Below are 26,437 nucleotides of genomic sequence, written 5' to 3' on the forward strand. Positions count from 1 at the left end.
CCGGCCAGGACGGGCATCAGTCTGCGACCGGGTAGCCCTGGTTCACGAGGTCGTCGACGCTCGCGGTCTGGACGCCGGCGAGGGTGTCCGTGAGGCTCGTGCCGTTCTCGATCGCGGTCGAGAAGGCGTCCTGCATCGTCGCGAACGTGAAGGCCACGTTCGGCGACCAGCGGAACGCGCGCGCGTTCGACGCGGACTCGGCGGACAGCTGCCAGAAGTCGGTCTGGTCGCCCAGGACGGCCGGAGTGGCGCTGGTGGCCGAGTACTCCTGACCAGGGATCGAGGCGGGGTACAGGGTGGCGACGTCGACGAGCTGCTGGACGCCCTCGTCGGAGGTGTAGAGCCAGGTCAGGAACTCGGCCGCCGCCTCCTTGTGCGTGCTCGTGTCGGCGATCGCGGCCGAGGACCCGCCCCACAGCCCGGTGTAGGTCTCGCCCGCGTTCCACTGCGGCAGCGGCACTGCCTGCCACGAGCCCGCCGTGTCAGGGGCGATCCCCTCGATGACGCCGGCGCCCCAGGTCGGTGCGATCCACGACAGGATCGTGCCGTCGGCCAGGGCGGTGTTCCACTCCGCGGAGTAGGTCGGCGAGGTGCTCACGAGTCCGTCGGCGAGCAGGCCGCTCCAGTAGTCGGCGACCTTCTCGGTGGCCTGGTCGTCGATGTTCACGGACCACTCGTTGTCCTGCGCGGTCCACCACTCGGCGCCCGCCTGCTGCGACAGACCGGCGAACCACCCGGGGTACGTCGCGTCGAAGGAGGTGATGGACACGCTCGGGTCGGCGGCGTGGATGGCTGCCGCGGCCTGCGCGAACTCGTCCCACGTGGTCGGGACGGGCACGCCGTACGTGTCGAAGAGATCGGTGCGCACGTACATCATCAGGGGGCCGACGTCGCCCGGGATCGCGTAGGTCGTGTCGCCCCAGCTCACCTGGTTCAGGACGCCCTCGGAGTACTGGCTCAACGCGTCGGGGGCGAGGTCGTCGAGCTCGGCGACGATCCCGTTCGAGACGAGGATCGGCAGGGACTGGTACTCGGCCTGGACGATGTCGGGGAGGTTGCCCGCCTTGGCCGCCGTCACCGTCCGGGTCACGAGGTCGTCTCCCTCGGCCAGGCGGTCGATCGTGACCTGGATGTCGGGGTGCTCGGAGTTCCAGACGGCGACGATGTCCTCGACGTTGGTCATCCAGGTCCAGTAGGTCAGCTCGATCGGGTCGGCGGCCGACCCGGTCTCCTCGTCGGCCGAGCTCGACGGGTCGGAGCTGTCGCCGGAGCCGCAGGCGGCCAGCATCAGGGCACTCGCGGCCGCCAGGGCGCCGAGCTGCGCGGTCCGGCGGTGGGACGCCGTCCGCGACGTTGAGGTTGTCGATCGTGAAAACAGCATTGTTCTCCTCCGGATAGCGCGCACGTCACGCGTCTTCTTGTCGCTCGTCGACCGGTGGGGCGGGCTGCTACCCGTACCGCAGGCCGTGACCGCAGCGGAACTGCGGGCGCTGTGTGTCGAACGGGACGTCCGACCGGCTCCGCTCGACCGCCTCCATCGAGCTGGGCAGGTCGAACGGGAGCGAGCCCTGAGGCGCGTCGGCGCCGAGCAGGACGTCGGCGAGCGCGGCGTCGCTGACCCCGAAGTCCGCTACCACCGCGCTCGCCACCTCGGTGAGACGTCCGAGGATCGCGGGGCGGTCCAGGTAGACCACCAGCACGACGGGAACCTGGGAGGCGATCGCCTCGATGTGCTCCACCTGCTGATCGGGGAAGGCGAGGCTGCCGGTGTGGAAGCCGGCCGCGAGGCCGTCCCGGGGCTCGTAGGGGGCGCTGACGCGGATCACGGCGACGTCCGCGCCCTCCGGGTGTTCCGCGAGCACGGCGCGCGGCGTCAGCACGGAGCCGTCCACGCCCTCGACGTAGACCGACACGCCGGTGCGCAGCGGCAGGACCGGCTCGGTGGCGCCGTTGGTCAGGAGGGTGAGCGATCGCCGCTGCGCGGCCAGCCCCTCCTCGACGAAGGCCGCGGAGCCCACCACCGCGTCCGCTCGATCCGCGTCGAGGAACGGCCGGTCGAAGAGCCCGAGCTCGAACTTCTCGCGCAGGATCCGCCGCACCGACTCGTCGAGGCGCGCCTCGCTCAGGCGCCCGGTCCGCAGCAGGTCGAGGACCAGGTCCGTCCGATACTCGCCGCCGAACTGGTCGGCGCCGGCGTCCAGGACCTTGGCGACGCGCTCGATCTCGGTCAGGTGCTCGACGCCCCAGGCCCGAGCCGAGGTGTGGTCGTGCATCGCGACGTGGTCGGTCACCAGGCTCCAGTCCGTGCACACGATGCCGTCGAACCCGAGGCGCTCGCGCAGGATCCCGGTGACGACCGACCGGTTGAAGCCGAAGCCCACCTCCTCGTACTCGGTGCCCACCGGCATGCCGTAGTACGGCATCACCTGCCGGGCGCCGGCGTCGAGTGCGGCGACGAAGGGTGCGAGATGCGTCTCGAAGCGTCCGCCCGGGTACACCTGTTCGCGTCCGTAGGGGAAGTGCGGGTCCTCTCCGTCGCGCTGCGGCCCGCCGCCGGGGAAGTGCTTGATCATGGCGGAGACCGAGTCCGGCCCGAACGCGGACCCCTGGAGCCCGCGCACGTAGGCGCGGGCGAAGCGGGTCACGAGGTCGACGTCCTCGCCGAACGTGGTGAAGATCCGCGGCCACCGGGGCTCGGTGGCCAGGTCGAGCTGCGGGTGCAGGGCGACCGTGAGCCCCACCGCCCGGTACTCCTCCCGCACGATCGACGCGAAGCGCTCCACGAGCTGCTCGTCGCCGATGGCGGCGAGCCCCAGGGTGTCGGGCCAGCGGGAGAAGAAGCCTGCGGGCGACTCGCTCGCCGGGTCGCCGGTGAGGGCGTTGCGCGGATCCGTGGTGACCGGGTGCCGGGTGTCCGTCGAGAAGGTCACCGGCACCCCGTGCCCGCTGGCCAGGGCGATGCGCTGGACGTGGTTGTGCCACTGCGCGAACTCGCGTGGCGTGGCGGTCGTCCCGAGCAACCCGTAGTGGGTGATGTGCTGCTCGACGATCGTGGGCCGCAGGGCCGGCAGGTCGAACTCCCGGTTCGGGGTGTCCACGTCCTGAAGCGTCCCCATGGGGTGGAACAGCTGGCCGACCTTCTCCTCGATCGAGAGCCGGGACACCAGGTCCTCGACCCTCGCGCCGACGTCGAGGGCGGAGTCCTGGAAGGGGAAGCGGGCGTCAGCTGGCACGGTGCTCCTCATCGGTGCGTGCTGGACGGGCAGAGAACAGGACCCCGGTACCCCGGCCCTCGTGATCGACCGAGCCGAAGCAGTCGCCGTCGATCATGGCCGGCGCATCGGACGCGGCCGACCGGGCAGCCATGTCGATGATCCCCCTGGATTTCGTCGAAGCGCTTCGCCAACGGCGTCGATGCCGAAGGTACACCGACCGACTGCGTCGCGTCCAGGACCTCCGCCTGACGGCTGAGTACAGTTGGGCGGTCACCGGTGCGGAGACGCTTGGCAGCCGGCAGATGGGGGTACCCGATGGCGACGATCGCCGACGTGGCGCGCCTCGCTGGGGTCGCGCCGTCGACGGTCAGCTACGTCCTGTCCGGCAGGCGGTCGATCTCCGACGCGACGCGCCTGCGCGTCGAGAGCGCGATCGCCGAGCTCAACTACCGACCGCACGCGGGTGCGCGGGCGCTGGCCTCTGCGAGATCGAACACCATCGGGCTCCAGGCTCCCTTCCGCGAGGGCGTCGACGTGAACGTGATCATGCAGTTCGTCGCCGGCGTGACCTCGGGGGCGCACGATCACGACTACGACGTCCTGCTCGTCACCCAGGGCGACGGATCGCACCTGGCCAGGGTCTCGGCGTCCTCGATGATCGATGCGCTTGTCGTGATGGACGTGGAGGACTTCGACGCGCGGCTTCCCGCGCTACGGAACCTGACCATGCCGACCGTGCTCATCGGCCTGCCGATGGAGACCGCCGGCCTCACGTGCATCGACCTCGACTTCTACCAGGTCGGCCTGATCACGGCCCGCCACCTGGCCGAACGGGGACACCGGTCGATCGCCCTCCTCGGCTCACCGGTCGAGGTGATCTCCAGGGGCACGTCCTACGCCATCCGGATCGATGACGGGTTCGCCACGGGCGCGACGCACGCGGCGACCCAGCACGTGATCATCCCGACCGGTGCCTCGGTCACCGGAGCGCACGCCGCCGTCGACACCCTGGTCGACAAGCACCCGGACGTCACGGGCATCGTGGTGCACAACGAGGTCGCCCTTCCCCACGTCATCTCCCGCCTGCGCGAGCACGGCCTCGCGGTACCGGACGACATGTCGCTCGTCGCGGTCTGCCCGAACAACGTGGTGGCGGCGATGCCACTTCCGCTGACAAGTGTCGAGATCCCGGCGCAGCGCATCGGCGAGATGGCCGTCGAGATGGTGGTGCGGATGATCGGGACCGATCCGCAGACGCGGGACAACGAGGTCCGCCTCCTCGCGCCCCGGCTGACCGAGCGTGGGTCGACCCGGCACCTGGAGCCCCTCGGCTCCGAGTCCTGAGCCGCGAGCCCGCAAGGCCGGTCCGCGAGGCCCGGGCCGGCGGGTCCCCTGCTACCGGACGGTCAGCGCCGCCGCCTGGCGGCGCATCCGCCGCCGCCGCCACCGCCGAAGATCGCGGACAGGCCGATCAGGTAGCCGAAGTTGTACCAGCCGCCGTTGTTGTGGACCTCGTAGATCCCGACCGAGTCGTTGAACAGCGACACGATGAACGCGAACGGCGCGATGAAGCCCTGCCACAGGCCCCACCAGAAGCCGACCGTGCCGCGCACCTCGCTCGACGTCCCGACGTACTCGTTTCCGCTCGCCGCGCACGCCGCGAGCACCAGAACCAGCACCGCTCCCAGCGCGACAGCGCGGACGGTGCGTGACCGTGTCGACGTCATGCCCTGATCCTCCCGCGGGAAGCGGCCGGCGCGGGCCTTGTTTTCGTGCCCGCTACGCGGTCCGCGGCGGAGGCACGCGATGCACGGTGGCCCTCGCGACGAGCTGCCGCAGCTCCGGGTTCGCGAGATCGGCCGCTGCGCGGATCTTCACGTGCCGCATCAGACGTCCCATGCCCTCGAGCAGGCCCTCGGGCGCAGGAAGCTCGGCGCCGTAGTAGAACCCGAACACCAGGTGCTTCGAGTGCGGCGCCAGCCAGACGAACTGCTCGGTCATCTTCTTCGGTCCGGTGCCGTAGCCGGCGACCCCCTGACGGGGCCAGACCACCTCGACGGTCTGCGGAAGGACATCGAAGACGAGACCGCGGGCCAGCAGCGCGAGCCGGGCGACCGGTTCCGGGCTCTCGGCCAACATCGCCCGGAACTCGGTGTCGCTCGACGTCACGATGCCGTCCGCCATGCCCCGACTCTACGAGTCGCTCGAGCCCCTGTGGCAGCCTGCGGCTCCGGCTCCTTCCTCGGTTGACATGTGACCAAATAGTCACCTATTGTCCTCGGGTGGACGGCGACAGCGATCAGGTCTTCAAGGCCCTCGCCGACCCGACCCGTCGACACCTGCTCGACCGGCTCTTCGAACGCGACGGCCGCACGCTGAACGAGCTGGAGGCCGAGCTGGAGATGACTCGATTCGGAGTGATGAAGCACCTTCGGGTGCTGGAGGACGCCGGGCTCGTCGTCGTCCGGCGGTCCGGACGAGAGAAGCTGCACTTCCTCAACCCGGTCCCGATCCGGCTGATCCACGACCGGTGGATCGACAAGTTCACCGAGCGCCGAGCCTCGGCGCTCGTAGACCTCAAGAAGGAGCTGGACGAGTCATGACGACGACGCGAGCGACGCAGGCCTCGACGGCGCAGGTGTACCAGATCTTCATCAAGGCCTCACCGGACGCGATCTGGGAGGCGATCACCAAGCCCGAGTTCAGCGCGCGCTACTTCTACGGCTCCCGCGTCGAGACCACCGGCGAGCCGGGCACGCCGTTCCGGTACCACTCACCCGACGGCACCTCCCTCTGGGGCGACGAGACCGTGCTCGAGTCCGACCCCCCGCGGCGGCTCGTCGTCACGTGGCGCTCGCTGTACGACCCGCGGCTCGCCGACGAGCCGGCCAGCCGTGTGACGTGGCAGATCGAACCTCAGGACGGCGGGATCTGCCTGCTCACCGTCGTCCACGACCGGCTCGAGGACGCACCCAGGACCGCGGAGAACGTCTCGGGACCGGGCTGGATGCTCGTGCTGAGCGGTCTGAAGACGATCCTCGAGACCGGCTCGGGCCTCCGCGACAGCTAGGCGAAGTCACCCCGTCCGGGCCGAGGTCTCCCGTCGAGGCAGCCATCGCCACAGCCCTCAGAGCGGAGACTCGCCCAACGAGTGATAGGTCCAGCGGCCGGCCAGCATGGTCGCGGCGACCGGCATCGCGCGCAGCGACCCCGGGTCGCCCAGCGGGTCGGCGTCGAGCACAGCGAGGTCGGCCGGCTGCCCGGCCGCGACGCGCGAGCGGACCGAGGACGCGAGCGCGACCCGGGCGGACAGAGCCTGCTCGGGGTGCCAGGGTTCGCGACCGTCCCGGGTGCGGGTGACCGCGACCGAGATCGCGAACCACGGCTCGAGCGGCGCCACCGGGGCGTCCGAGCCGAGCATCAGGCGCACGCCCGCCTCGTGCAGCGAGCGGAACGGGTAGCAGCGGTCGGTCCGGTCGCCCCAGGCGGCGTCGAGCGCGTCCCGGTCGTCGACGACGTGCTCCGGCTGGATGCTCGCCGCGACACCCAGCTCGGCGAACCGCGGCACGTCGGTCCAGGCCAGGAGCTGCGCGTGCTCGATCGACCCGCGGGCACCGCTGGCCGCGAACGCGTCGAGCGCGAGCCCGTTGGCCTTGTCACCGATCGCGTGGATCGCGGCATGCACGCCGTTGCGGGCGGCCTTGGCCATCAGCGGCACGAGCTCGGCCGGCGGCACGTTGAGCACACCGCTCGTGGTGCTGCCGTCCGGGCCGGGGTACGGGTCGTGGCAGTAGGCCGTCAGGGTGTTCAGCGACCCGTCGCTGATCACCTTGAGCGGGCCCTGGGTCAGCAGCCCGTGCCACTCGGGCTCGCCGGCGATCACGTCACCGGTGGCGAGCTCGCGTGCGAGCACACCGTCGAGGTGGTCGCGCCAGACACCCGCCGCGATCCGCAGGTCCCGCGTCCCGGCGGACATCCGGCGCTGCCAGCTCGCCAGGTTGTCGGCGAGGTCGTAGTCCACGACGCCGACCACTCCCCGGGCCGCCGCAGCCCGCGCCGCGTCCGCGACCCAGGCGTCCAGGGTGGCCTCGTCCGGGTCGAGCCGGCCCATCGACGCGAACCACGGGTCCTCACGCACCACGCCGCTCGGCACGCCGACCAGACGCGCTGCCGCGGTCGAGAACCAGCCGCTGTGCAGGTCACCGCAGACCAGCACCACCGGGGTGTCCGGCAGGCCCGCACGGGCTGCTGCCTCGTCGAGGGCCTCCGCGGTCGGGGCGTCCGCCCACAGCACGTCGCGGTAGCCGTAGCCGACCAGCAGCGCGCCGGGCTCGGGCGGGTCGGCCACCAGCCTCGCGGTGACGAGCGCGGCGGCCTCGGCGACCGAACCGGCCGCGGACACGTCGAGCCGGCGTCGGACCGTCGCCCACTGCCCCACGTGTGCGTGCGCGTCCCACAGTCCGGGGATCACCCACCGGCCGCCGAGGTCGACCTCGTGCTCGCCCGGCCCTCGGTCGAGCCTGGGCGCGACGTCGCGGATCCGGCCGTCGACCACGCGCAGGTCGACCGGGCCGTCCGGCAGGGTGGGTGCGGCGTCGTCCAGCGGGACCACCCGGGCACCGCGCAGCAGCAGGTTCACGTCCGCAGCGTAGGACCGGGACGGCCCGCCGCGTGGCGCGATCCGACCGGCGGTCAGAGGTCGAGGGTCCGCCCGGTCAGCAGGCGGTACGCCTCGAGGTAGCGCTCCTGGGTCCGCGCGACGACGTCGTCCGGGAGCGGCGGCGGTGGGGTGTCGGACGCGCGGTCCCACCCGGATGCGGGCGACGTGAGCCAGTCCCGGACGTACTGCTTGTCGAAACTCGGCTGGGCGTGGCCGGGCTCCCAGCCGGATGCGGGCCAGAACCGCGACGAGTCGGGGGTCAGCACCTCGTCGCCGAGCACGATCCGGCCCGCGTCCGGGCCGTCGGCGGGCCGGCCGAACTCGAGCTTGGTGTCGGCCAGGATCACGCCGCGCTCACGCGCGGCCTGCTCGGCCCGCGAGTAGACCGCGAGCGTCAGGTCCCGCACCGCGATCGCGTCACCCTCCCCGATCACGCCGGCGACGTGCTCGAACGTGACGTTCTCGTCGTGCTCGCCGAGCTCGGCCTTGGTGGCCGGCGTGAAGATCGCCTCGGGCAGCCGCGAGCCGTCGACCAGCCCGGCCGGCAGCGGGACGCCGCACACCGCGCCCCCGGCGCGGTACTCCACCAGCCCGGAGCCGGTGAGATACCCGCGGGCCACGCACTCGACCGGGATCATCGCCATCCGCCGGCACACCATGGCCCGGCCGGCCACCGCGTCCGGGACGCCGTCCCGACCGGTCTCGGCGGTCACCAGGTGGTTCGGCAGCAGGTCGGCGAGCAGGTCGAACCACCACAGGCTGAGCTGGGTCAGGACGACGCCCTTGCCGGGCACCGGCGTGGACAGCACGTGGTCGTAGGCGCTGATCCGGTCGCTGGCGACGACCAGGACGACGTCGCCGGCCGGGTGCGGCGAGGCCGGGACGTACAGGTCCCGCACCTTACCGGAGTAGACGTGGGTCCAGCCGGAGAGCTCCGGCGCTGTGGACGCGGGGCCGGTCGGCGGTGCGGCGGGTGTGTCGGTCACGCCTCACATCCTGGCGCAGCCGACGGCCGGACCGCGCGGGCCGCTCGCCGCGACCTCCTCGCCATGTCACGCCGGCGTTAAACTTTCATTTCTTACTGAAACTTCGGCGACTTCAGTATTGACCAGCACCGTCGCGGCGGGGTTGCCTGCAAGCACGCTCCACCACCACGACCGATCACCGACCTCGCCGGCGGAGACACCGCACGGTACCGGCGACGGCCACCCCGACCGCCTTCGTCGCCGCACCCGCACCGACGGCGACCCCACCACGGAGGACGACACGTGAGACTCAGCCTACGGATCACCGTCGGCGCCCTCGCCGCCACGCTGGCCCTCGCCGCCTGCTCCGGCGGCACCGACCCGGCAGACGACAGCGCCGACACCTCGAGCTCCACCGGCACCGGCGGCGCCATCAGCATCGGCGTCACCGAGCCCGGCCAGCTCATCCCCGGTCGCCAGACCGTCGCCTACGACTTCTCGATGGCCGTCTGGGCGCCGCTGACCTTCATCGACGACCAGTCCAACCTCACCTACGTCCAGGCCGAGTCCATCGAGTCCGACGACGCCACCACCTGGACCATCACGCTCAAGGACGGCTGGACGTTCCACGACGGCACCCCGGTGACCGCGCAGTCGTACGTCGACGCGTGGAACACCGTCGCCTACGGCCCCAACGCCTTCGAGAACAGCGGCCAGCTCGCGAACGTCGTCGGCTACGGCGACCTCAACCCGGCCGAGGGCGACCCGACGACCACCGAGATGTCCGGCCTGACCGTCGTCGACGACCTGACCTTCACGGTCGAGCTGGTCGGCCCCGACAGCCAGTTCCCGATGCAGGTGTCCCAGGCCCAGACCGCGATGTACCCGATGCCGGAGTCCGCGCTCGCCGACCTCGACGCCTACAACACGCACCCGGTCGGCAACGGGGCCTTCGAGCTGACCGGCGACTACGTCGAGGGATCGCCGCTGGTCGTCACCGCGTACCCGGACTACCAGGGCGACCCGCCGACGGTCTCGCAGATCACCTTCGTGCCCTACACCGACACCGGGACGGCCTACACCGACGTGCTCGCCGGCAACCTGGACGTCTCCAGCCTTCCGGCCGACAAGATGGCCCAGGCGGCGACCGACTTCGGCGACCACGTCTACTCGTTCGAGGCTCCGGGGATCTCGTTCCTCGGCCTGCCGCTGTGGGACGAGCGCTACTCCGACATCCGGGTGCGCGAGGCCATCTCGATGGCGATCGACCGCGACACGATCAACCAGGTGATCTACGGCGGGCTGTACACGCCGGCCACCGCATGGACGCCCGGCATCGAGCCCGGCACGCCCGAGGGGATCTGCGGCGAGTACTGCGAGTACCACCCCGACGAGGCCAAGGCCCTGCTCGAGGAGGCCGGCGGCTTCGAGGGCGACATGGAGATCTACTACCCGGGCGGCGTCGGCCTCGACGAGTTCTACACGGCCATCGCGAACAACATCCGGCAGAACCTCGGGATCAACGCCTACGCGAGCCCCAGCACCGACTGGGCCGAGTTCTACCAGACCCGGCTCGACGGCGACGTGCCCGGCCCGTTCTTCTCCCGCTGGGGCGCCCTGTACCCGAGCCAGCAGAACACGCTCCGGGTGTTCTTCGTCGAGGGCGGCGGCTGCGACATGTGCATCCCGTGGTACGACCCCGAGGTCGCCACGCTGATCGCCCAGGCCGACGCCACCGTGGACTCCGCCGACGCGGCCGACGCCTACGCGACGGTGCAGCAGCGGATCCAGGACGAGTTCCCGGCACCGCCGCTGTTCTGGGAGGCGTACTCCTACGTCACCTCGGACCGCATCGCGAAGCTCAACACCTCCGCGGCCGGCAACCCGAACTACTCCCAGACCATCCTCGTGGACGGCGCCTGAGCTCGATGACGTCCACCGACCAGCGCCTGGCGGGCTCGCTCGAGGACACCCTCGAGCGGGCTCGCCGGGTGCGCCCGCTGCGTGACTTCCCCACCGTCGACGAGCTCCTGGCGTCCTTCGACGCCCTGGCCGAGGCCCACCCCGGGCTCGTCTCGCGCCGCCGGATCGGCACGTCCAGGCTCGACGAGCCGATCCCGATGTACGTCGTCGGCTCGGGTCCGCGCCACCACCTGCTGTTCGCCGGCGTGCACCCCAACGAGCCGATCGGGTTCCGCACGCTCCAGCACCTCGCGGAGCAGCTGTGCACCGACCCCGAGCTCCGCGCGACGCACGACGCCACCTGGTACCTGGTGCCCTGCATCGACCCGGACGGCACCCGCCTCAACGAGGGCTGGTACGCCGAGCCCGCCGACCGGGTCCACTACGCGCGGGGCTTCTACCGCCCGGCGCCGGACGAGCAGGTCGAGTGGACCTTCCCGTTCGCCTGGAAGGGCCTCTGGTTCGATCGCGTGCTTCCCGAGACGCAAGCCCTGATGCGCGTCATCGACGAGGTGCGACCCCGGCTCATGGTGTCGCTGCACAACGCCGAGCTCGGCGGCGTCTACTACTACGTCAGCGAGGCCCTGCCCGGCCTGGTCGATGCCCTGCACGCCGTGCCGGAAAGCCTCGGCCTGCCGCTCGAGACCGGCGAGCCGGAGTCACCGTCCCTGACCCGCCTGGCACCGGCCGTTTTCCGGGCCACGTCACTCGCCGACGACCTCGAGTTCGTCGAAGGGCTCGGGGTCGACCCCGGCCCCCTGCTGTGCGGTGACTCGTCGGCGGCCTACGCAGCCCGCTACGGCACCTTCAGCCTCATCGCGGAGCTGCCCTACTGGTCGCACCCCGCGGTCGGCGACCAGTCACCCACAGCGGCGACCTACCGCGACACCTTGCTCGCCAAGGCCGACGCGCTCGCCGGGACCGGACGGCTGCTCGGCGCGATCCTCGACGCGGCCCGCCCCGGGCTCAGCGTCGCCACCCCGTTCCGCCGTGCGTCCGAGGCGTTCATCCCGGTGCTGAGCCGGATGGCCGAGCAGGAGCGTGCGCGAGCCGCGCGACCCGAGAACGACCGTCCCGCCACGGTGGCCGAGGTGTTCGACAACGAGGACCTCGTGCGGTGCTTCCGGCTGCGCTACGGCGGCATGCTGCTGCGCGCCCTGGACGCCGAGGTCGACGCCGGGGTCGCACCCGCCGAGGTCCGCGCGCAGCGGGCCCGGATGCTCGAGGTCTGGCGCGAGTGGACCACGGAGGCGCGCGCGCTCGAGGACCTCACGACGCTGCCGGTGGCCGCGCTCGTCGGGGTGCAGCTCGGCGCCGTGCTCGCGGCGGCGCACGCGGTGGCCGAGCGGGACCGGCAGGCTGCGGACGGCGGGGAGGCCGCCCGATGACCGCGGCGCGGCTCGTGACGCGTCGCGTCGTGGAGCTCCTGGTGGTCTTCGTGGGCGTGTCGTTCGTCATCTACGCGATGGTCTTCGCCCTGCCCGGCGACCCGATCGCCGCGCTCGGCGGGGACCGCCCGCTGCCGGCGAACGTCGTGGCCCAGCTGCGCGAGCAGTTCCACCTCGACGAGCCGGTGTGGCGGCAGTACCTGTACTGGCTCAGCGCGCTGCTGCACGGCGACCTCGGCACCAACTTCGCCGGGCAGTCGGTCGCCGACAAGCTCGCGCTGCGCTGGCCCGTCACGATCACCCTCGCGCTCACCGCATGGCTGATCGAGGTCGTCGTCGGTGTGGCCCTCGGCCTGTGGGCCGGCCTGCGTCGCGGTCGCGCCGCGGACAAGGCGGTGCTCGCCGGGACGATCCTCGCGTCGTCGATCCCGGTGTTCGTCGTGGCCGTCTCCGCGCAGCTGCTGTTCGGGGTGCGGCTCGGGTGGTTCCCGGTGGCCGGCACGGCGGCCGGCTGGCCGATGTCCTACCTGCTGCCCGCCGCGTGCGTCGCGCTGTTCGGCCTCGCGTCGGTCGCGCGGCTCATGCGCGGGTCGGTGATCGACACCCTGCACTCGGACTTCGTCCGGACCCTGCGCGCCAAGGGGCTGCCGAGGAAGGAGATCGTCGGCGTGCACGTGATGCGGAACTCGGCGATCCCCGTGCTGACGTTCCTCGCCGTGGACCTCGGCTACCTGCTCGGCGGGACCGTGGTCATCGAGGGCGTGTTCAACCTGCCGGGTGTCGGGAACCTGCTCTTCCAGGCGATCCGCGCGCACGAGGGACCCACCGTCGTGGGCGTCTCCACCGCGCTGATCCTGGTGTTCCTCGTCACCAACGCCCTCGTCGACCTCCTGCACGCCGTGCTCGACCCGAGGATCCGCCATGCGTGACACAGGCACACCCGGCACCGGGCTCGGCGACCCGGGACCCGACACGACTGTGCCCGACACGACTGTGCCCGACACGACTGTGCCCGACACGACTGTGCCCGACACGACTGGTCTCCCCGCACTCGACGAGAACGTCGAGCACAGCGAGCAGGCCGCCCGGCGCGGCGTGTGGCGCACCCTGCGGCGCCGCGTCCTGTTCTGGGCGTGCGCCGCGACCCTGGTCGTGCTGGTGGCGGTCGCGCTCGTGCCGTCGTGGTTCGCCGGCTGGTTCGGCCAGCCCGACCCGCGGGCCTGCGACCTGGCGGCGAGCGCCCAGCCGCCCAGCGCCGAGCATGTGTTCGGCACCGACCTGCAGGGCTGCGACGTGTACGCGAACGTGATCTTCGGGACGCGCAACTCGCTCGCGGTCGGGCTGCTCGCCACCGCGCTGGCGTTCGTGGTCGCGCTCGTTCTGGGCACCCTCGCCGGCTACCACGGCGGCTGGGCGGACCGGCTCGTGTCCCGCCTGACCGACGTGTTCCTCGGCTTCCCGTTCCTGCTCGGCGCGGTCGTCGTGCTGACCAGCATCGGCACCCGGTCGGCGGTGTCGGTGGCGCTGGTCCTCGCGCTCTTCTCGTGGCCCACGATGGCGCGGCTGATGCGGTCGTCGGTCCGGTCGGTGCGGGTCGCCGAGCACGTGGAGGCAGCCCGGGCGATGGGCCTGCGCACGGGCCGGATCCTGCTGCACTACGTGCTGCCCAACGCGATCGGCCCGGTGGTGGCGGTCGCGACCATCATGGTCGGATCGGTGATCGTCGCGGAGTCGACCCTGACCTTCCTCGGTCTCGGCCTGCGCGCCCCCTCCATCTCCTGGGGCCTGCAGCTGGCCAGCGCCCAGTCCCACTTCCAGACCGCCCCGCACATGCTGGTGTTCCCGAGCATCTTCCTCACCGTGACCGTCCTGGCGATGATCACCCTCGGGGACGTGCTGCGCGACACCCTCGACCCGCAGAGCCGCTGAACCGGAGAGAGACCTGATGAGCAACGACGACGTCAACGCCCGCACCACGACGCTCCGCGCCGCCGCCGGCTACCTGGAGCAGTGGGTCCGGACCCAGGTGACCCTGTCCCGGGTCCCGGGCGTCCAGGTCGCGGTCCGGTCCGGCGGCGAGCTGGTGCTGGACCTCGCCGTCGGGGTGGCCGACGTGAGCACCGGCGAGCCGCTGCGCACCGACCACCTGTTCCGGATCGCGTCCCACTCCAAGACCTTCACGGCGACCGCCCTGATGCAGCTGCGCGAGGCGGGGCGGATCCGGCTGGACGACCCGCTGAGCCAGCACGTTCCCGAGCTCGACGGCACGCCGGTCGGCTCCGCGAGCATCCGCGAGGTGCTCGGCCACCAGGCCGGCGTCATCCGGGACGGCGAGCACGCCGACTTCTGGCAGCTCGCGTACCCGTTCCCCGACCGGGCGGCGCTGATCACGGAGGCGACCCAGCGCGGCCGCGTGTTCGACCGCAACGAGCACTTCAAGTACTCGAACATCGGCTACGGCCTGCTCGGCCTCGTGATCGAGGCGGCCTCAGGCAAGACCTACGGCGAGTACGTCGACGAGCACATCGTCGCTCCGCTCGGGCTGACCCGGACCGGCGCCGAGTACGTGCCGGCCCGGGCCGCCGAGTACGCCGCCGGGCACACCGGGCTGCTCCCCGGCGAGCTCGAGCGGCTGCCGATCGAGCACGTCGACACCCAGGCGCTCGCCGCGGCGACCGGCTTCTACTCGACCGCCGCCGAGCTGTCCGCCTACGGCGCGGCCCACGTCCCGGGCGACGACCGGCTCATCTCCGACGACTCCAAGCGGATCATGCAGCGACTCGAGTCGATCGTCTCGCACGACGGCACCGAGCTCGGCCGCTACGGCGTCGGCATGGAGCTGCGCACGGTCGGCGAACGGCAGCTCGTCGGGCACTCGGGCGGGTACCCGGGCCACATCACCCGGACGTTCGTCGACCCGAAGGACAACCTCGTGGTGAGCGTGCTGACCAACGCCGTCGACGGGCCGGCCTCACCGATCGCGGTGGGTCTGCTCGCGCTCATCGACGCCGCGCTCGCGCCGTCGACCGCACCCGCGCCACCGGCCGACGCCCCCGATCCGGCCTCGTTCGAAGGACGGTTCGCCGCGCTGTGGGGCGCCGAGGACATCGCCCTGCTCGGCGACCGGCTCGTGCTGGTCCGGCCGACCGAGGCCGACCCGCGCCTGAGCATCGAGGAGCTCGAGATCGTCGACTCCCTGCACCTGCGCCTGCCCGCCCGGCCGAGCTTCGGGCCGTCCGGCGAGGTGGTGCACCTGACCCGGTCCGACGAGGGTCTGGTGACCTCGGTGCGGGTGGGCGGCATGACCGCCTGGCCGATCGAGGACTTCCTCGCCCGGCGCCCCGCGATGACCCAGGTCGCTCGCCCTAGGGTTGCCCCGTGACGACGCACGACGAGGTGCCCACCCCCAGCCCCCGGTCCGATGTGCCCGACGCGCTCGACGACGCCGCCGCGACGTTCGTCGAGGAGTTCGGCCTGGTCTGGGAGTCCGCGAACAACCCCCGGATGGAAGGTCGGGTCGTCGGTCTGCTGATGATCGTCGACGCGCCGTACCTGTCCTCGGCGCAGATCGCCCGGCTGCTGCACGCGAGCGCCGGCGCGGTCTCGACCTCGTGCCGGGCGCTGGTCGAGATGGGGTTCATCAAGCGGCACGTGGTCCCCGGAGACCGCAACCACTACTTCCGCGCCGAGGACGACATCTGGGGCGGGTTCCTCGCCGCGGAGCGCTCCTACCTGGTGCGCCTCGCCGCCGCGATCTCGCACGGCTTCGACGCCGTCGACGACGACCGCTCGGGACCGGTGCGCCGCCTGACCAACGCACGCAACTACATGCACTGGCTGGCCGGCTACCACCGCAAGATGCTGGGCGACTGGCAGGCCTACCGCGACGCCGTCGCAGCGGACCCCAGCCTGGCGCCCACCGGACCGCTGTACCCCGAGCCCGACGACCCGACTGGAGCGCCGTGACCGACTCCACCGCCCCCGCGGCGCCCGTCCTGACGGTCCGCGACCTGAGCGTGACGTTCCGGGTCGACGGCGGCCGCTCGCCCGACGTGCACGCCGTGCGCGGACTGTCCTACGACCTGCACCGGGGCGAGGTGCTCGCGATCGTGGGCGAGTCGGGCTCCGGGAAGTCCGTGAGCTCCATGGCGCTGATGGGCCTGCTCCCGCGCACCGCGACGATCGCCGGCTCGGCCCGGCTCGGCGACATCGACCTGCTGGACCCGCACGCGGACCTCGAGCCCGTGCGCGGTGCGCGGATCGCGATGATCTTCCAGGACCCCGTCGGCGCCCTCGACCCGGTGTTCACGATCGGCTACCAGCTGGACGAGATGCTGCGCCGGCACGTTCCGGGCATGGGGCGCGCCGCGCGGCGGGCGCGGGCCGTCGAGCTCCTGCAGATGGTCGAGCTGCCCGACCCCGAGCAGCGGCTCCGGTTCTACCCGCACCAGCTCTCCGGCGGGCAGTGCCAGCGCGTCATGATCGCCATGGCACTCGCGTGCGACCCCGAGGTGCTGGTCGCGGACGAGCCGACCACCGCGCTCGACGTCACGGTCCAGCAGGAGGTCCTCGACGTGCTGCGCCGCCTGCGGGCACGCACCTCCGCGGCGATCGTCCTGATCACGCACGACATGGGGGTGGTCGCCGACCTCGCCGACCGCGTCGTGGTGATGCGGCACGGCGAGGCCGTCGAGCAGGCCCCGGTCGAGGACCTGTTCGTGCGCCCGACCGCGGCCTACACCCGGCAGCTGCTCGACGCGGTCCCGCGGATCGGTACGGCCGATCGCGTCAGCGACGCCGACCAGCGCGAACGCCCCGTGCTCGCCGTCCAGGACCTCGTCGTGGAGTACCGGAACCAGCGCGGCCGGCACGTGCGGGCGATCGACGGCGTGACGTTGCACGTGCAGCCGGGCGAGATGCTCGCGCTGGTCGGCGAGTCCGGCTCCGGCAAGTCCACGCTCGGCCGGTGCGCTCTCGGGCTCGCGCCGCTGACCTCGGGCACGGTCGAGGTCGTGGGCGTCCGGCTCGGCGAGAGCAGCAGAGCGGCGCTGCGCCGCGCGCGCACCAGCATCGGCGTCGTGTTCCAGAACCCCGGCGGTTCGATGAACCCGCGCTACACGATCGGGCAGTCGGTCGGCGAGCCGCTGCGGGTGCACGCCGGCCTGCGTGGTGCGGCGCTCGAGCGGCGCGTCGGTGCGCTCCTCGAGTCCGTCGAGCTGCCGGCCTCCTGGGCCTCGCGGTACCCGCACGAGCTGTCCGGCGGGCAGCGCCAGCGGGTGTCGATCGCACGTGCCATCGCGCTGGAGCCCGCCCTGCTCATCGCCGACGAGCCCACGTCCGCGCTGGACGTGTCCGTCCAGGCCACGGTGCTCGAGCTGTTCCGCGAGGTGCAGCAACGCTTCCGGTTCGCGTGCCTGTTCATCAGCCACGACCTCGCGGTGGTCGACGAGCTGGCCGACCGGGTCGCGGTGATGCACCGCGGCAAGGTCGTCGAGGCGGGTGATCGGCGGTCGGTGCTCCAGGCCCCCGAGCACGAGTACACCCGGCGCCTGCTCGCCGCAGCGCCGGTGCCGGATCCCGTCGAGCAGTCCGCGCGCCGTCGCCGGCGGCTGGCCGGAGCGGCCTGAGGACCGGCGATCGCCGCTCCGGACCGATCCCTCATCCGGCCGGCGGCTGGCACCATGGCGGCGTGCGCCCGATCCTCATCTCCCTCGGCGGGTTGCCGGGGGTCGGCAAGACGACGCTGGCGCGCGAGATCTCACGGAGCCTCGGCGCGACCCACCTGAGAGTCGACAGCGTCGAGCAGGCGCTCCTGTCCTCCGGGCGCTGGGACCGCCTGGATGACCTCGCCGATCTCGGCTATCGCGCGCTGCACGCGGTGGCGGCCGACCAGCTGCGGCTCGGGCTGAGCGTGGTGGCCGACACCGTGAACCCGATCCCGCTGACGCGCGACGCGTGGCACTCGGTCGCAGGCGCGACCGACGCCCGACTCCTGGAGGTCGAGGTGGTCTGCTCGGACCCGGGCGAACACCGCAGGAGGGTCGAACGACGGACCGCGGACATCGCCGGGCATGCGCTGCCGACCTGGGCCGAAGTCGAGGCTCGCACCTACCACCCGTGGCCGGGCGCTCTCCGGGTCGACACGGCGGTGCCGGGCGCGGCCGACGACGTGCTCACCGCGGTGCGCGCGCTCGGCTGAGCGAGACCGGCCCGACGCCCCCGCCGCCCGGTCGGTGCACCGGTTCGCGCTAGCGGAGGTCCTCCGTGCTGAGCATCGCCGAGTGGATGTCGTCCTCGGGGTCGTCCGTCTCGGCGGTCGCGTCGTCCGCGGCGATCGGCTCGGGCATCCGGGCGGCGATGTCCGTGCGGTGGTGCGAGCCGCGCAGGGCGATGGCCTCGACCCCGGCGTAGGCGCGCTCGCGCGCGGCATCGACGTCGGCGCCGACGCCGACGACCGACAGCACCCGGCCACCGGCCGAGACGAGGGTCCCCTCGCCGTTGCGGGCCGTGCCGGCGTGCAGCACGTGCACGTCGGCCAAGGCGTCCGCGTCGGCCACCCCCTCGATCTCGTCGCCCGCGCGCACCGTGCCGGGGTAGCCGTGGGCTGCGACCACCACGGTGACCGCGGCGTCGTCGCGCCAGCGCAGCGGCGGGAGCGTGTCGAGCTCGCCGGTCGCGGCGGCCATCAGCACCTCGCTGAGCGGGGTGACGAGCCGGGCGAGCACCACCTGGGTCTCGGGATCGCCGAACCGGGCGTTGAACTCGACCACCCGCACACCGCGTGAGGTCAGCGCGAGGCCGCAGTACAGCACTCCGGCGAACGGCGTCCCGCGGCGCCGCATCTCGTCGACGGTCGGCTGGGCGACGCGCGTCATCACCTGCTCGACGAGGTCGGCCGGCGCCCAGGTGAGCGGCGAGTAGGCGCCCATCCCTCCGGTGTTCGGCCCCTCGTCGCCGTCCAGCGCACGCTTGAAGTCCTGCGCCGGGGCGAGCGGCACGACCGTCTGCCCGTCGCACACGCAGAACAGCGAGACCTCGGGGCCGTCGAGGTACTCCTCGACCACCACGGCGGGACGCTCGCCGGACTGCGAGCGCCGGTCCAGGCAGGCCAGGCCGTGCGCGAGCGCGGCCGCCCGGTCGGACGTGACGACCACGCCCTTGCCGGCCGCGAGACCGTCGTCCTTGACCACATAGGGTGCGCCGAACGCGTCGAGCGCCTCGACGAGCTCGGTCTCGGTGGTGCACACGTGGGCCATCGCGGTCGGCACCGCTGCGGCAGCCATGACCTCCTTGGCGAACGCCTTGGAACCTTCGAGGGCGGCGCCCTCGGCGCTCGGGCCGAAGCACGCGATGCCGGCGGCGCGCACGGCGTCGGCGACCCCGGCGACCAGCGGCGCCTCGGGGCCGACCACCACGAGCTCCGCGCCGACCTCGGCGGCGAGGGCTGCGACGGCCGCACCGTCGGTCGCCTCCACCTCGTGCAGCGTGGCCAGCGCGGCGATCCCCGGGTTGCCCGGAGCGGCGTGCAGCTCGTGCTCGCCGCCCTGCGCGAGCGACCTGACGATGGCGTGCTCCCGCGCGCCCTGACCGATGACGAGGATCCTCACGGGCCGCCAGCCTAGCCGCGCGCCGCGGCCGGACCGTCCGGTGGGATCGGGAACGCGTCCAGGTGCACCCGGATCCTGCGCCGCTCGAGCCCGTCGCCGCTGTCCCGGCGGCGCTTGGCGTCCTCGAAGTGACGCATCATCACGGCCTCGAGCTCCTCGGACATGGCGCGCAGCTCGTCGGCCGTCAGCTGTGTGCTGCCCTCGTTGGCCATGCCGGCCTCGCGCCACTCCTCGTCCTCGTCGGGAAGGTGCTCGAGCCAGCGCTGGAGCACCGCGGCCCGGATGGCGAACCGCGCGCCGAGCATGCCGGTGAGCGCGCCGAGCGTCTCGGAGTCGGCGAGGTCGTCGGGCCCGATCTGGAAGCCGACCGGCCGCCACCAACGCTCGCGCCCGCCGGCGTGCTCGGGGTCGTCCTCGACGAAGCCGTGCTTGGCGAGCTGGCGCAGGTGGTAGCTGGTCTGCCCGGTGCTCTCGTCCATGGCCCGGGCGAGCTGGGTCGCGGTCGCGGACCCGTGGTCGCGCAGGTACTCGAACATCGCCATGCGCAGGGGGTGCGTGAACGCCTTGAGCGCCTCGGGACCCGGGTGGGGGGTTGCGTCAGCCATGATTGCAGAACTACCTTTGCAGAGGTTCTTTTGCAAACAGATCTCTGTCGATACCCGACCACTCTAGTGAGGGACCATGACGACCGACGTCGCGCGCGCCGACCAGTCCGACCCGACTCCGCACGCCGCCTCCGCCGGCACCCCTGACGCCGCCCACGACGTCCCGGCCGAGGGCGCGCCGCACGCCGCCGCCAAGGAGCCGCTCGGACCGCGCTTCCGGGCGCTGCTCACCTCCACCGGCCTGGCGAACCTGGCCGACGGGATCGTCCAGGTCGGCCTGCCGCTGTACGCCGTCACCCTGACCCGCTCGCCGTCGCAGGTCGCACTGCTCACCGCCGCGTCCTGGCTCCCCTGGCTGCTGCTCGCGCTGGTCGGCGGCATGGCCGTGGACCGCAGCGACCGCAAGCGCGTGCAGGTCGCGGCGCTCGGCACCCGCGCGGTGCTGCTGACCGGCGCGGCAGCGCTCGTGCTGACCGGGCACATGAGCATGCTGCTGCTGGTCACCCTCGCGCTCGCCTACGGCGCGACCGACGTGCTCGTCGACCTCGCCGAGACCGCGTTGGTGCCGGACGTGGCACCCCGCTCCCGGCTGCAGGCCGCGAACGGGCGCGTCCAGGCCGTGCAGATGGTCGCCGGCGCGTTCGTCGGCGCGCCGATCGCCGGGCTCCTGCTCGGCTGGGACGCCACGGCCCTGCTCGCCGTCCCGGCCGTGCTCGCCGCCGCCGGCGCCGCCGTCCTCGCGACGATCCGCGGCTCCTACCGGCACGCCACGTCCGGGCCACGTGGCCCGCGGGCCGCGCTCCACGAGATCCGCGAAGGCCTGTCCACCCTGGTCCACCACCCTGTGCTGCGGCCGATGACGATCGCCGGCGCGGTGTTCAACATGGCGAGCACCGGGTACACCACGCTGCTCGTGCTCTGGGCGGTCGGCGAGGGTTCCGCGCTGGGTCTGGCCCCCGAGCAGTACGCCTGGATCGGCGTCGCGATGGCGGTCGGCGCCGTGACCGGATCGGTGCTCGTCGAGCCCGCGCTGCGCGTCGTGCCCGAGCTCCGGCTCATCCTCGGCGGCTGGTGGGCCGGCGCGGTGCTGCTCGCCGTCCCGGTGCTGTTCCCGGTGCCGTGGCTGCTCTACCCCGTGCTGGTCGCGATCGGGATGGCCTCGGCGTCCGCGAACGTGGTCTCCCGGACGCTGCGGCAACGGCTCGTCGCGCCGCGGCTGATGGGCCGCGTGACCGGCGCGAGCCGGACCCTCGGCTTCGGCCTCATGCCGCTCGGCGCCGTGCTCGCCGGCGTCGCAGCGGACCGCTGGGGCCTGGCGCCGGTCATGCTCGCCGCGGCCGCCGTGTGCGTCGCGGTGCCCGCCCTGCCCGCCCTCACCGTCCGTCAGCGGATGCTCGACGAGGCGTGACTCGCGTCAGTCCAGCAGGTCGTGCCGGCTGATCGTCGCCTCACGGCCGGGGCCGACCCCGATCGCCGAGATCCGGCACCCGCTCATCTGCTCGAGCGCCTCGATGTACCGCTGCGCGTTGACCGGCAGGTCCTCGAACGTCCGGCAGCCGGAGATGTCCTCCCACCAGCCGGGGAGCTCCTCGTAGATCGGCTTCGCGTGGTGGAACAGCGTCTGGTCGGTGGGCAGCTCGTCGTACCGCACGCCGTCCACGTCGTACGCCACGCACACCGGGACCGTCTCGCGGCCGGTGAGCACGTCGAGCTTGGTGACCACCAGGTCGGTCAGGCCGTTGACCCGGGAGGCGTAGCGCGCGACCACGGCGTCGTACCAGCCACAGCGGCGCGGACGGCCGGTCGTGGTGCCGTACTCGCCGCCGGTCTTGCGGAGCCACTCGCCGTCGTCGTCGAACAGCTCGGTCGGGAAGGGGCCCTCGCCGACCCGCGTCGTGTAGGCCTTGATCACGCCGACCACCCGGTCGATCCGGGTGGGACCGACGCCGGACCCGGTGCAGGCCCCGCCCGCGGTCGCCGAGGACGACGTCACGAACGGGTAGGTGCCGTGGTCGACGTCGAGCATGGTCGCCTGGCCGGCCTCGAACAGCACCGTCTCGCCCCGGTCCAGCGCGTCGTTGAGCACCACCGCGGTGTCGGTGACCATCGGGCGCAGCCGGTCCGCGTACCGCAGCAGCTCCTCGACGGTCTCCTCGACCGTGATCGCACGACGGTTGTAGACCTTCACCAGCAGGTGGTTCTTCTGCGCGAGGGCGCCCTCGACCTTCTGGGTGAGGATGTGCTCGTCGAACAGGTCCCAGACCCGCAGCCCGACCCGGCTGATCTTGTCCGCGTACGCCGGGCCGATGCCGCGGCCGGTGGTGCCGATCCGGCGCTTGCCGAGGAACCGCTCGGTGACCTTGTCGATGGTGCGGTGGTAGCCCGCGATCAGGTGCGCCCCGCCGGAGACCAGCAGCCGCGAGGTGTCCACGCCGCGCGCCTCGATCGCGTCGAGCTCGCCGAACAGGACCTCGAGGTCCACGACCACACCGTTGCCGATCACCGGGGTCACGCCGGGCGAGAGGATCCCGGACGGCAGCAGGTGCAGCGCGTACTTCTCGCCGTCGATGACCACCGTGTGGCCCGCGTTGTTGCCGCCGTTGAACTTCACGACGTAGTCGACCCGCGAACCGAGCTGGTCGGTCGCCTTGCCCTTGCCCTCGTCGCCCCACTGGGCACCGAGCACCACGACGGCTGGCATGTTCCCTCGATCCTTCGGCCCGCCCCGGTGATCGGGGCCGTACGAGCGTACAAGGTGGGTACCCACGCACGCGGTGCCCGCTCGCCGTGCGGGCGGCTACCGCCGCGGTTATCGTCGGCCCGACCGGCTCCACGGGGAAGGCCCACCATGCTCGAGATCTCGATGTCGTCCACCGCGACGACGGTGACGATCTCCGGCGACCTCGATCTGGCCGAGCGCGAGGAGTTCCCCGAGGTGACCGCACGGGTCACCGGGCTGCGCCGTCAGCTGCTGGTCATCGACATGTGCGGGGTCACGTTCATGGACTCCACGGGCGCGGCGTTCCTGATGTCGCTGGCGGACTCCACCCGGCGGCGCGGCGGGGCGACGGTGCTGCGCGGCTGCGCGCAGCGCGACCTGTTCGTGCTCGACGTGTGCGGCGCCCTGCCGATGTTCCGGGTCGACAGCACGCACCGTTGCCCCAAGGTCGGCGCCACCGCGGGTGGCGGTTCGCGGGCTCACCTCTGACGCCTGCCGGCCCACCGCCGTCGCGCGGGTCCGCTCGCGAGTGCTCGGGCGGTCGAGCCCGGTTCAGCCCACCGGCGGCGTCGGGTGCACCACGGCCCAGACCATCTTGCCGGTGTCGGTGACCTCCCAGCCCCAGTCAGCGAGGCGCTCGACGATCCGCATGCCGTAGCCGCCGACCCGCCCCTCGTGACCGTCCACGCTGACCGGCGGCGACGGGTTCGCGTCCTCCACCTCGATGCGCAGCGCACCACCGACGTCGAACAGCCGGAGCACCACGTGCCCCCACCCGTGCAGCACCGCGTTCGCGACGAGCTCGGAGACCACGAGCTCGGCACTCTGCTGACCGGGGATGCCCCAGGTCTCGCAGGCCCGCAGCACGGCGTGCCTGGCCCGGGCGATCGACCCGGGCTCGCTCGGCAGCGACCACCGCCGGCGCCGGCCGTCGGCATCCTCCACGATCAGTCCCGCGTGCGGGTCCGGCACTCGGAGCACGACCACCGCGACATCGTCCTCGGGCGCGTCCGCCAACCGGGACAGCAGAACCTCGCCGACCCCGGCCGCGTCCACGCTGCCGACGCCACCGGCGACCCCCACCAAGGCCTCCAGACCCGCGCGCAGCGGGCGGTCCCGACGCTCGATCAACCCGTCGGTGAACAGCACGAGCAGGTCGCCGGGTCGCAGCTCCTCGCTGCCGGTGCCGCGGCCGCCGGCCCCGAAGCCGATCATCGTCCCCGACGGTTCGGTGAGGACCCTGGCCTCGCCGCGACGGACCAGCACCGGCGGCAGGTGCCCGGCCCGCGACCAGCGCAGCAACCAGCCGCCCTCGCCGTGGGTCAGCGAGGCCAGGACGAGGCTCGCCGGACGGGCCAGCCGCACACCGGAGACGTGCTGGTCGACCCGGTCGAGCACCACGCCGGGCTCGCTGTCGTCGTGCGCGTACGAGCGCACCACCGACCGCAGCTGCCCCATCACCGCCGCGGCCTCGACGTCGTGACCCACCACGTCGCCGATCACGACGACGACGTGGCCGGGCGTCACCTCGAGCACGTCGTACCAGTCGCCGCCGACCTGGGCGTGGTTGGAGCTCGGCGCGTAGTAGGTCCACACGTCGAGGTCCGCGACGTGCGCCTGCTCGGGCAGCATGGCGCGCTGCAGGGTCTCGGCGAGCTGGTGCTCGCGCGCGTAGAGCCGCGCGTTGTCCGCCGCCATGCCGACGCGTCGCACCACCAGGTAGAGCAGCCGGAGCTCGTGCTCGGAGTACCCGGCCAGCCCCGAGCCGTGCCGCGGCGCGCTGACCAGCACGCCCTGCACCACCCGGCGTCCGGTGATCGGGTGCACGACGACCGCGTCGAGGCCGGGCCGCTCGCGAACCGGGCCGAGCAGGTGGTCGACCAGGTGCTGCGTGGTCGGACCCATCTCCGTCGCATCGAGCCGCACCTCCAGGGGACCGGCCGTGGATCCGTCCAGCAGGTCCTGCACCGGGTCGGGTGCCCCCGCGGGCAGCTTCCGCCGGCGACGCAGGTGCTCGGCCCCCGCGTCGATCCCCGTCGTCGCACGCAGCCCGCCGTCGTCGATGAAGAAGCCGGCCCAGCCGACCGTGTGCTCCTGCAGCAGGTCGGCGATCTCGGCGAGCACGTGCGGGTCGTCCAGGTCGAAGAGCAGGTCCGAGACCCGCGAGACCATCACCAGGCCCTCGCGGGCCTTGCGCTCCTCGAGGATCGACGCGGCCTGCGCATCGGCGTGCGCCACCTGGTCGGTGACGTCCCGCGCGAGCCCGACCCAGTGCGTGATCCGGCCGTCGCCGTCCCGCATCGGGGAGATCGAGACCTGGTTCCAGAACTCGCTGCCGTCCTTGCGGTAGTTGAGCGCCGTCATGGTGGCCGGTTCGCCGCGCCGCACCGCGTCGGCGAGCCGGTGGGTGACGGTGTGGTCGGTGCGCGGTCCGTGCAGCAGGTTGGGGTCCTTGCCGACCGCTTCGGCGAGCGTGTAGCCGGTGTTCCGGGTGTACGCGTCGTTGACCCACACGATCGGGGTCCCGGTCGGTAGGGCGGCGGTGATCACGACCGCGACGGTGGTCGAACGCAGGGCCCGGTCACGGGTCTCCGCGAGCACGTCGTCGTCGGCGCGGCGGCCCTCCTTGACCATCACCACCACCGATCGTCTAGCGTTCCCCGCAGGCCCACCGGAGGTGGGTCACGGACGAAGGACACGGACGTGCGAGACGGTAACAGCAGCGGGCCTCGGAAGCCTGGTGAGGCGACGGTTCCGAGCGACCCCGGCGAGCCCGCCTCGGTGCACGTGATCCTCGACGAGGACCGGACCCGGATCGTGCTCTCCGGGGAGGTCGACGCGGACCTCGCGGCCGACCTGGCGGAGGCGACCTCGGACGCCGAGGTGGCCGGCCGGCCGATCGACATCGACGCCGCGCACGTGACGTTCATGGACTCCTCCGGCATCGCGTTCCTCGCGCGGCTCGCCTCGCGCGTGCCGCAGCCGGTGCGGGTGCTGCGGGCCCCGGAGTCGGTGCGCTTCCTGCTCGAGGTCACCCGGATCCGCGAGCTCCTCGAGGTCGTCGAGGACGACACCGAGCCCGCCGCGGACGCCGCCCTGCCGCACATCGGCCCGCACGGCCGCGAGCGCCCCGAGCCCCCCGACACCGTGGCCTGACCCACACCCCTTCGCCACGACCCCCGCACCCCGAGTTCGCTGGTTCGCGCCGAGTTCGCTGGCCCTACCCAGCGAACTCACCGACACCCAGCGAACTCGGCAAGCTCGGGGGGATCGCGGGATCGTGGGATCGCGGGATCGTGCTGCGGACGGAGACGAC

24 protein-coding genes are annotated in these 26,437 nt (G+C 72.6%); 14 read left to right on the forward strand and 10 right to left on the reverse strand.

What is annotated here, in order from left to right; translation table 11 throughout:
* Nucleotides 1-16: 16 nt before the first annotated feature.
* A complete protein-coding gene (locus tag OEB99_RS13430) occupies nucleotides 17-1,288 on the reverse strand; it encodes an ABC transporter substrate-binding protein (RefSeq protein ID WP_263577787.1) in 1,272 nt (423 codons plus the stop codon).
* 160 nt (nucleotides 1,289-1,448) lie between these two features.
* A complete protein-coding gene (locus OEB99_RS13435) occupies nucleotides 1,449-3,233 on the reverse strand; it encodes a glycoside hydrolase family 3 protein (RefSeq protein WP_263577788.1) in 1,785 nt (594 codons plus the stop codon).
* A gap of 297 nt (nucleotides 3,234-3,530) precedes the next feature.
* Between OEB99_RS13435 and OEB99_RS13440 the strand changes: the two genes are divergently transcribed.
* The gene (locus OEB99_RS13440; protein ID WP_263577789.1) at nucleotides 3,531-4,559 is read left to right on the forward strand and encodes a LacI family DNA-binding transcriptional regulator; all 1,029 of its coding nucleotides are present in this window, start codon (nucleotides 3,531-3,533) and stop codon (nucleotides 4,557-4,559) included.
* A gap of 62 nt (nucleotides 4,560-4,621) precedes the next feature.
* Here the strand turns inward: OEB99_RS13440 and OEB99_RS13445 are convergent, their stop codons facing one another.
* Together OEB99_RS13445 and OEB99_RS13450 are read right to left on the reverse strand one after the other, a co-directional pair.
* Entirely contained in the window at nucleotides 4,622-4,942 is a 321-nt protein-coding gene (locus tag OEB99_RS13445; RefSeq protein WP_263577790.1) for a hypothetical protein, read from the reverse strand.
* Nucleotides 4,943-4,994: 52 nt separating this feature from the next.
* Nucleotides 4,995-5,399 (reverse strand): DUF1801 domain-containing protein, encoded by a 405-nt coding sequence (locus tag OEB99_RS13450; protein WP_263577791.1) that lies wholly within the window; start codon nucleotides 5,397-5,399, stop codon nucleotides 4,995-4,997.
* Nucleotides 5,400-5,497: 98 nt separating this feature from the next.
* Here OEB99_RS13450 and OEB99_RS13455 point away from each other — a divergent pair, with 98 nt between their 5' ends.
* Together OEB99_RS13455 and OEB99_RS13460 are read left to right on the forward strand one after the other, a co-directional pair.
* Nucleotides 5,498-5,818: an ArsR/SmtB family transcription factor gene (locus OEB99_RS13455; RefSeq protein WP_263577792.1), complete on the forward strand. Its 321-nt coding sequence runs from the start codon at nucleotides 5,498-5,500 to the stop codon at nucleotides 5,816-5,818.
* A complete protein-coding gene (locus tag OEB99_RS13460) occupies nucleotides 5,815-6,285 on the forward strand; it encodes an SRPBCC family protein (RefSeq protein WP_263577793.1) in 471 nt (156 codons plus the stop codon). The genes OEB99_RS13455 and OEB99_RS13460 overlap by 4 nt, the downstream gene beginning before the upstream one ends.
* A 57-nt stretch (nucleotides 6,286-6,342) precedes the next feature.
* Here the strand turns inward: OEB99_RS13460 and OEB99_RS13465 are convergent, their stop codons facing one another.
* A complete protein-coding gene (locus tag OEB99_RS13465) occupies nucleotides 6,343-7,854 on the reverse strand; it encodes an amidohydrolase (protein ID WP_263577794.1) in 1,512 nt (503 codons plus the stop codon).
* A gap of 53 nt (nucleotides 7,855-7,907) precedes the next feature.
* Entirely contained in the window at nucleotides 7,908-8,861 is a 954-nt protein-coding gene (locus OEB99_RS13470) for a phosphoribosylaminoimidazolesuccinocarboxamide synthase (protein WP_263577795.1), read from the reverse strand.
* 282 nt (nucleotides 8,862-9,143) lie between these two features.
* On the opposite strand from OEB99_RS13470, the gene OEB99_RS13475 reads away from it, so the two are divergent.
* The 8 genes from OEB99_RS13475 to OEB99_RS13510 all read left to right on the forward strand — a co-directional run bounded on the left by OEB99_RS13475 (nucleotide 9,144) and on the right by OEB99_RS13510 (nucleotide 18,389).
* Nucleotides 9,144-10,763, forward strand: coding sequence for a peptide ABC transporter substrate-binding protein (locus OEB99_RS13475; protein ID WP_263577796.1), 1,620 nt, complete (start codon nucleotides 9,144-9,146; stop codon nucleotides 10,761-10,763).
* A gap of 5 nt (nucleotides 10,764-10,768) precedes the next feature.
* On the forward strand, nucleotides 10,769-12,190 hold the full coding sequence (locus OEB99_RS13480; RefSeq protein WP_263577797.1) for a M14 family zinc carboxypeptidase: 1,422 nt from the start codon (nucleotides 10,769-10,771) through the stop codon (nucleotides 12,188-12,190).
* Nucleotides 12,187-13,119 carry an ABC transporter permease gene (locus OEB99_RS13485; protein WP_263577798.1) on the forward strand — a complete coding sequence of 311 codons (933 nt, stop codon included), beginning with the start codon at nucleotides 12,187-12,189 and terminating at the stop codon, nucleotides 13,117-13,119. The genes OEB99_RS13480 and OEB99_RS13485 overlap by 4 nt, the downstream gene beginning before the upstream one ends.
* Nucleotides 13,112-14,119: an ABC transporter permease gene (locus tag OEB99_RS13490; RefSeq protein WP_263577799.1), complete on the forward strand. Its 1,008-nt coding sequence runs from the start codon at nucleotides 13,112-13,114 to the stop codon at nucleotides 14,117-14,119. Before OEB99_RS13485 ends, OEB99_RS13490 begins: the two co-directional genes overlap by 8 nt.
* 16 nt (nucleotides 14,120-14,135) lie before the next feature.
* The gene (locus tag OEB99_RS13495) at nucleotides 14,136-15,572 is read left to right on the forward strand and encodes a serine hydrolase domain-containing protein (protein ID WP_263577800.1); all 1,437 of its coding nucleotides are present in this window, start codon (nucleotides 14,136-14,138) and stop codon (nucleotides 15,570-15,572) included.
* Nucleotides 15,569-16,156 (forward strand): GbsR/MarR family transcriptional regulator, encoded by a 588-nt coding sequence (locus tag OEB99_RS13500; RefSeq protein WP_263577801.1) that lies wholly within the window; start codon nucleotides 15,569-15,571, stop codon nucleotides 16,154-16,156. Before OEB99_RS13495 ends, OEB99_RS13500 begins: the two co-directional genes overlap by 4 nt.
* A complete protein-coding gene (locus OEB99_RS13505; RefSeq protein ID WP_263577802.1) occupies nucleotides 16,153-17,817 on the forward strand; it encodes a dipeptide ABC transporter ATP-binding protein in 1,665 nt (554 codons plus the stop codon). Before OEB99_RS13500 ends, OEB99_RS13505 begins: the two co-directional genes overlap by 4 nt.
* Before the next feature lie 62 nt (nucleotides 17,818-17,879).
* The gene (locus OEB99_RS13510; RefSeq protein WP_263577803.1) at nucleotides 17,880-18,389 is read left to right on the forward strand and encodes a P-loop nucleotide/nucleoside kinase family protein; all 510 of its coding nucleotides are present in this window, start codon (nucleotides 17,880-17,882) and stop codon (nucleotides 18,387-18,389) included.
* A gap of 49 nt (nucleotides 18,390-18,438) precedes the next feature.
* On the opposite strand, the gene purD is transcribed toward OEB99_RS13510, so the two are convergent.
* Together purD and OEB99_RS13520 are read right to left on the reverse strand one after the other, a co-directional pair.
* Nucleotides 18,439-19,797 (reverse strand): phosphoribosylamine--glycine ligase, encoded by a 1,359-nt coding sequence (gene purD / locus OEB99_RS13515; protein WP_263577804.1) that lies wholly within the window; start codon nucleotides 19,795-19,797, stop codon nucleotides 18,439-18,441.
* Nucleotides 19,798-19,808: 11 nt separating this feature from the next.
* Nucleotides 19,809-20,402 carry a winged helix-turn-helix domain-containing protein gene (locus OEB99_RS13520; protein ID WP_263577805.1) on the reverse strand — a complete coding sequence of 198 codons (594 nt, stop codon included), beginning with the start codon at nucleotides 20,400-20,402 and terminating at the stop codon, nucleotides 19,809-19,811.
* A 76-nt stretch (nucleotides 20,403-20,478) separates the two neighbouring features.
* Between OEB99_RS13520 and OEB99_RS13525 the strand changes: the two genes are divergently transcribed.
* The gene (locus tag OEB99_RS13525) at nucleotides 20,479-21,810 is read left to right on the forward strand and encodes an MFS transporter (protein WP_263577806.1); all 1,332 of its coding nucleotides are present in this window, start codon (nucleotides 20,479-20,481) and stop codon (nucleotides 21,808-21,810) included.
* Between the two features lie 6 nt (nucleotides 21,811-21,816).
* On the opposite strand, the gene OEB99_RS13530 is transcribed toward OEB99_RS13525, so the two are convergent.
* Nucleotides 21,817-23,103 (reverse strand): adenylosuccinate synthase, encoded by a 1,287-nt coding sequence (locus OEB99_RS13530; RefSeq protein WP_263577807.1) that lies wholly within the window; start codon nucleotides 23,101-23,103, stop codon nucleotides 21,817-21,819.
* 147 nt (nucleotides 23,104-23,250) lie between these two features.
* Here OEB99_RS13530 and OEB99_RS13535 point away from each other — a divergent pair, with 147 nt between their 5' ends.
* Nucleotides 23,251-23,610 (forward strand): STAS domain-containing protein, encoded by a 360-nt coding sequence (locus tag OEB99_RS13535; protein WP_263577808.1) that lies wholly within the window; start codon nucleotides 23,251-23,253, stop codon nucleotides 23,608-23,610.
* 63 nt (nucleotides 23,611-23,673) lie between these two features.
* Here OEB99_RS13535 and OEB99_RS13540 read toward each other — a convergent pair whose 3' ends face one another.
* Nucleotides 23,674-25,755: a SpoIIE family protein phosphatase gene (locus OEB99_RS13540; protein ID WP_263577882.1), complete on the reverse strand. Its 2,082-nt coding sequence runs from the start codon at nucleotides 25,753-25,755 to the stop codon at nucleotides 23,674-23,676.
* Nucleotides 25,756-25,824: 69 nt separating this feature from the next.
* Here OEB99_RS13540 and OEB99_RS13545 point away from each other — a divergent pair, with 69 nt between their 5' ends.
* A complete protein-coding gene (locus OEB99_RS13545) occupies nucleotides 25,825-26,277 on the forward strand; it encodes an STAS domain-containing protein (RefSeq protein WP_263577809.1) in 453 nt (150 codons plus the stop codon).
* Nucleotides 26,278-26,437: the final 160 nt, after the last annotated feature.

The sequence above is a fragment of the Actinotalea endophytica genome (assembly GCF_025717005.1).
In the GTDB taxonomy this organism is placed as follows: domain Bacteria; phylum Actinomycetota; class Actinomycetes; order Actinomycetales; family Cellulomonadaceae; genus Actinotalea.

Coding starts and splice junctions, on each gene's coding strand:
- OEB99_RS13450 (WP_263577791.1), bottom strand. CDS start 5,399: ATGGCGGACGGCATCGTGACGTCGAGCGACACCGAGTTCCGGGCGATG.
- OEB99_RS13540 (WP_263577882.1), bottom strand. CDS start 25,755: ATGGTCAAGGAGGGCCGCCGCGCCGACGACGACGTGCTCGCGGAGACC.
- OEB99_RS13520 (WP_263577805.1), bottom strand. CDS start 20,402: ATGGCTGACGCAACCCCCCACCCGGGTCCCGAGGCGCTCAAGGCGTTC.
- OEB99_RS13430 (WP_263577787.1), bottom strand. CDS start 1,288: ATGCTGGCCGCCTGCGGCTCCGGCGACAGCTCCGACCCGTCGAGCTCG.
- OEB99_RS13460 (WP_263577793.1), top strand. CDS start 5,815: ATGACGACGACGCGAGCGACGCAGGCCTCGACGGCGCAGGTGTACCAG.
- OEB99_RS13485 (WP_263577798.1), top strand. CDS start 12,187: ATGACCGCGGCGCGGCTCGTGACGCGTCGCGTCGTGGAGCTCCTGGTG.
- OEB99_RS13440 (WP_263577789.1), top strand. CDS start 3,531: ATGGCGACGATCGCCGACGTGGCGCGCCTCGCTGGGGTCGCGCCGTCG.
- OEB99_RS13445 (WP_263577790.1), bottom strand. CDS start 4,942: ATGACGTCGACACGGTCACGCACCGTCCGCGCTGTCGCGCTGGGAGCG.
- OEB99_RS13490 (WP_263577799.1), top strand. CDS start 13,112: ATGCGTGACACAGGCACACCCGGCACCGGGCTCGGCGACCCGGGACCC.
- OEB99_RS13525 (WP_263577806.1), top strand. CDS start 20,479: ATGACGACCGACGTCGCGCGCGCCGACCAGTCCGACCCGACTCCGCAC.
- OEB99_RS13535 (WP_263577808.1), top strand. CDS start 23,251: ATGCTCGAGATCTCGATGTCGTCCACCGCGACGACGGTGACGATCTCC.
- OEB99_RS13530 (WP_263577807.1), bottom strand. CDS start 23,103: ATGCCAGCCGTCGTGGTGCTCGGTGCCCAGTGGGGCGACGAGGGCAAG.
- OEB99_RS13480 (WP_263577797.1), top strand. CDS start 10,769: ATGACGTCCACCGACCAGCGCCTGGCGGGCTCGCTCGAGGACACCCTC.
- OEB99_RS13495 (WP_263577800.1), top strand. CDS start 14,136: ATGAGCAACGACGACGTCAACGCCCGCACCACGACGCTCCGCGCCGCC.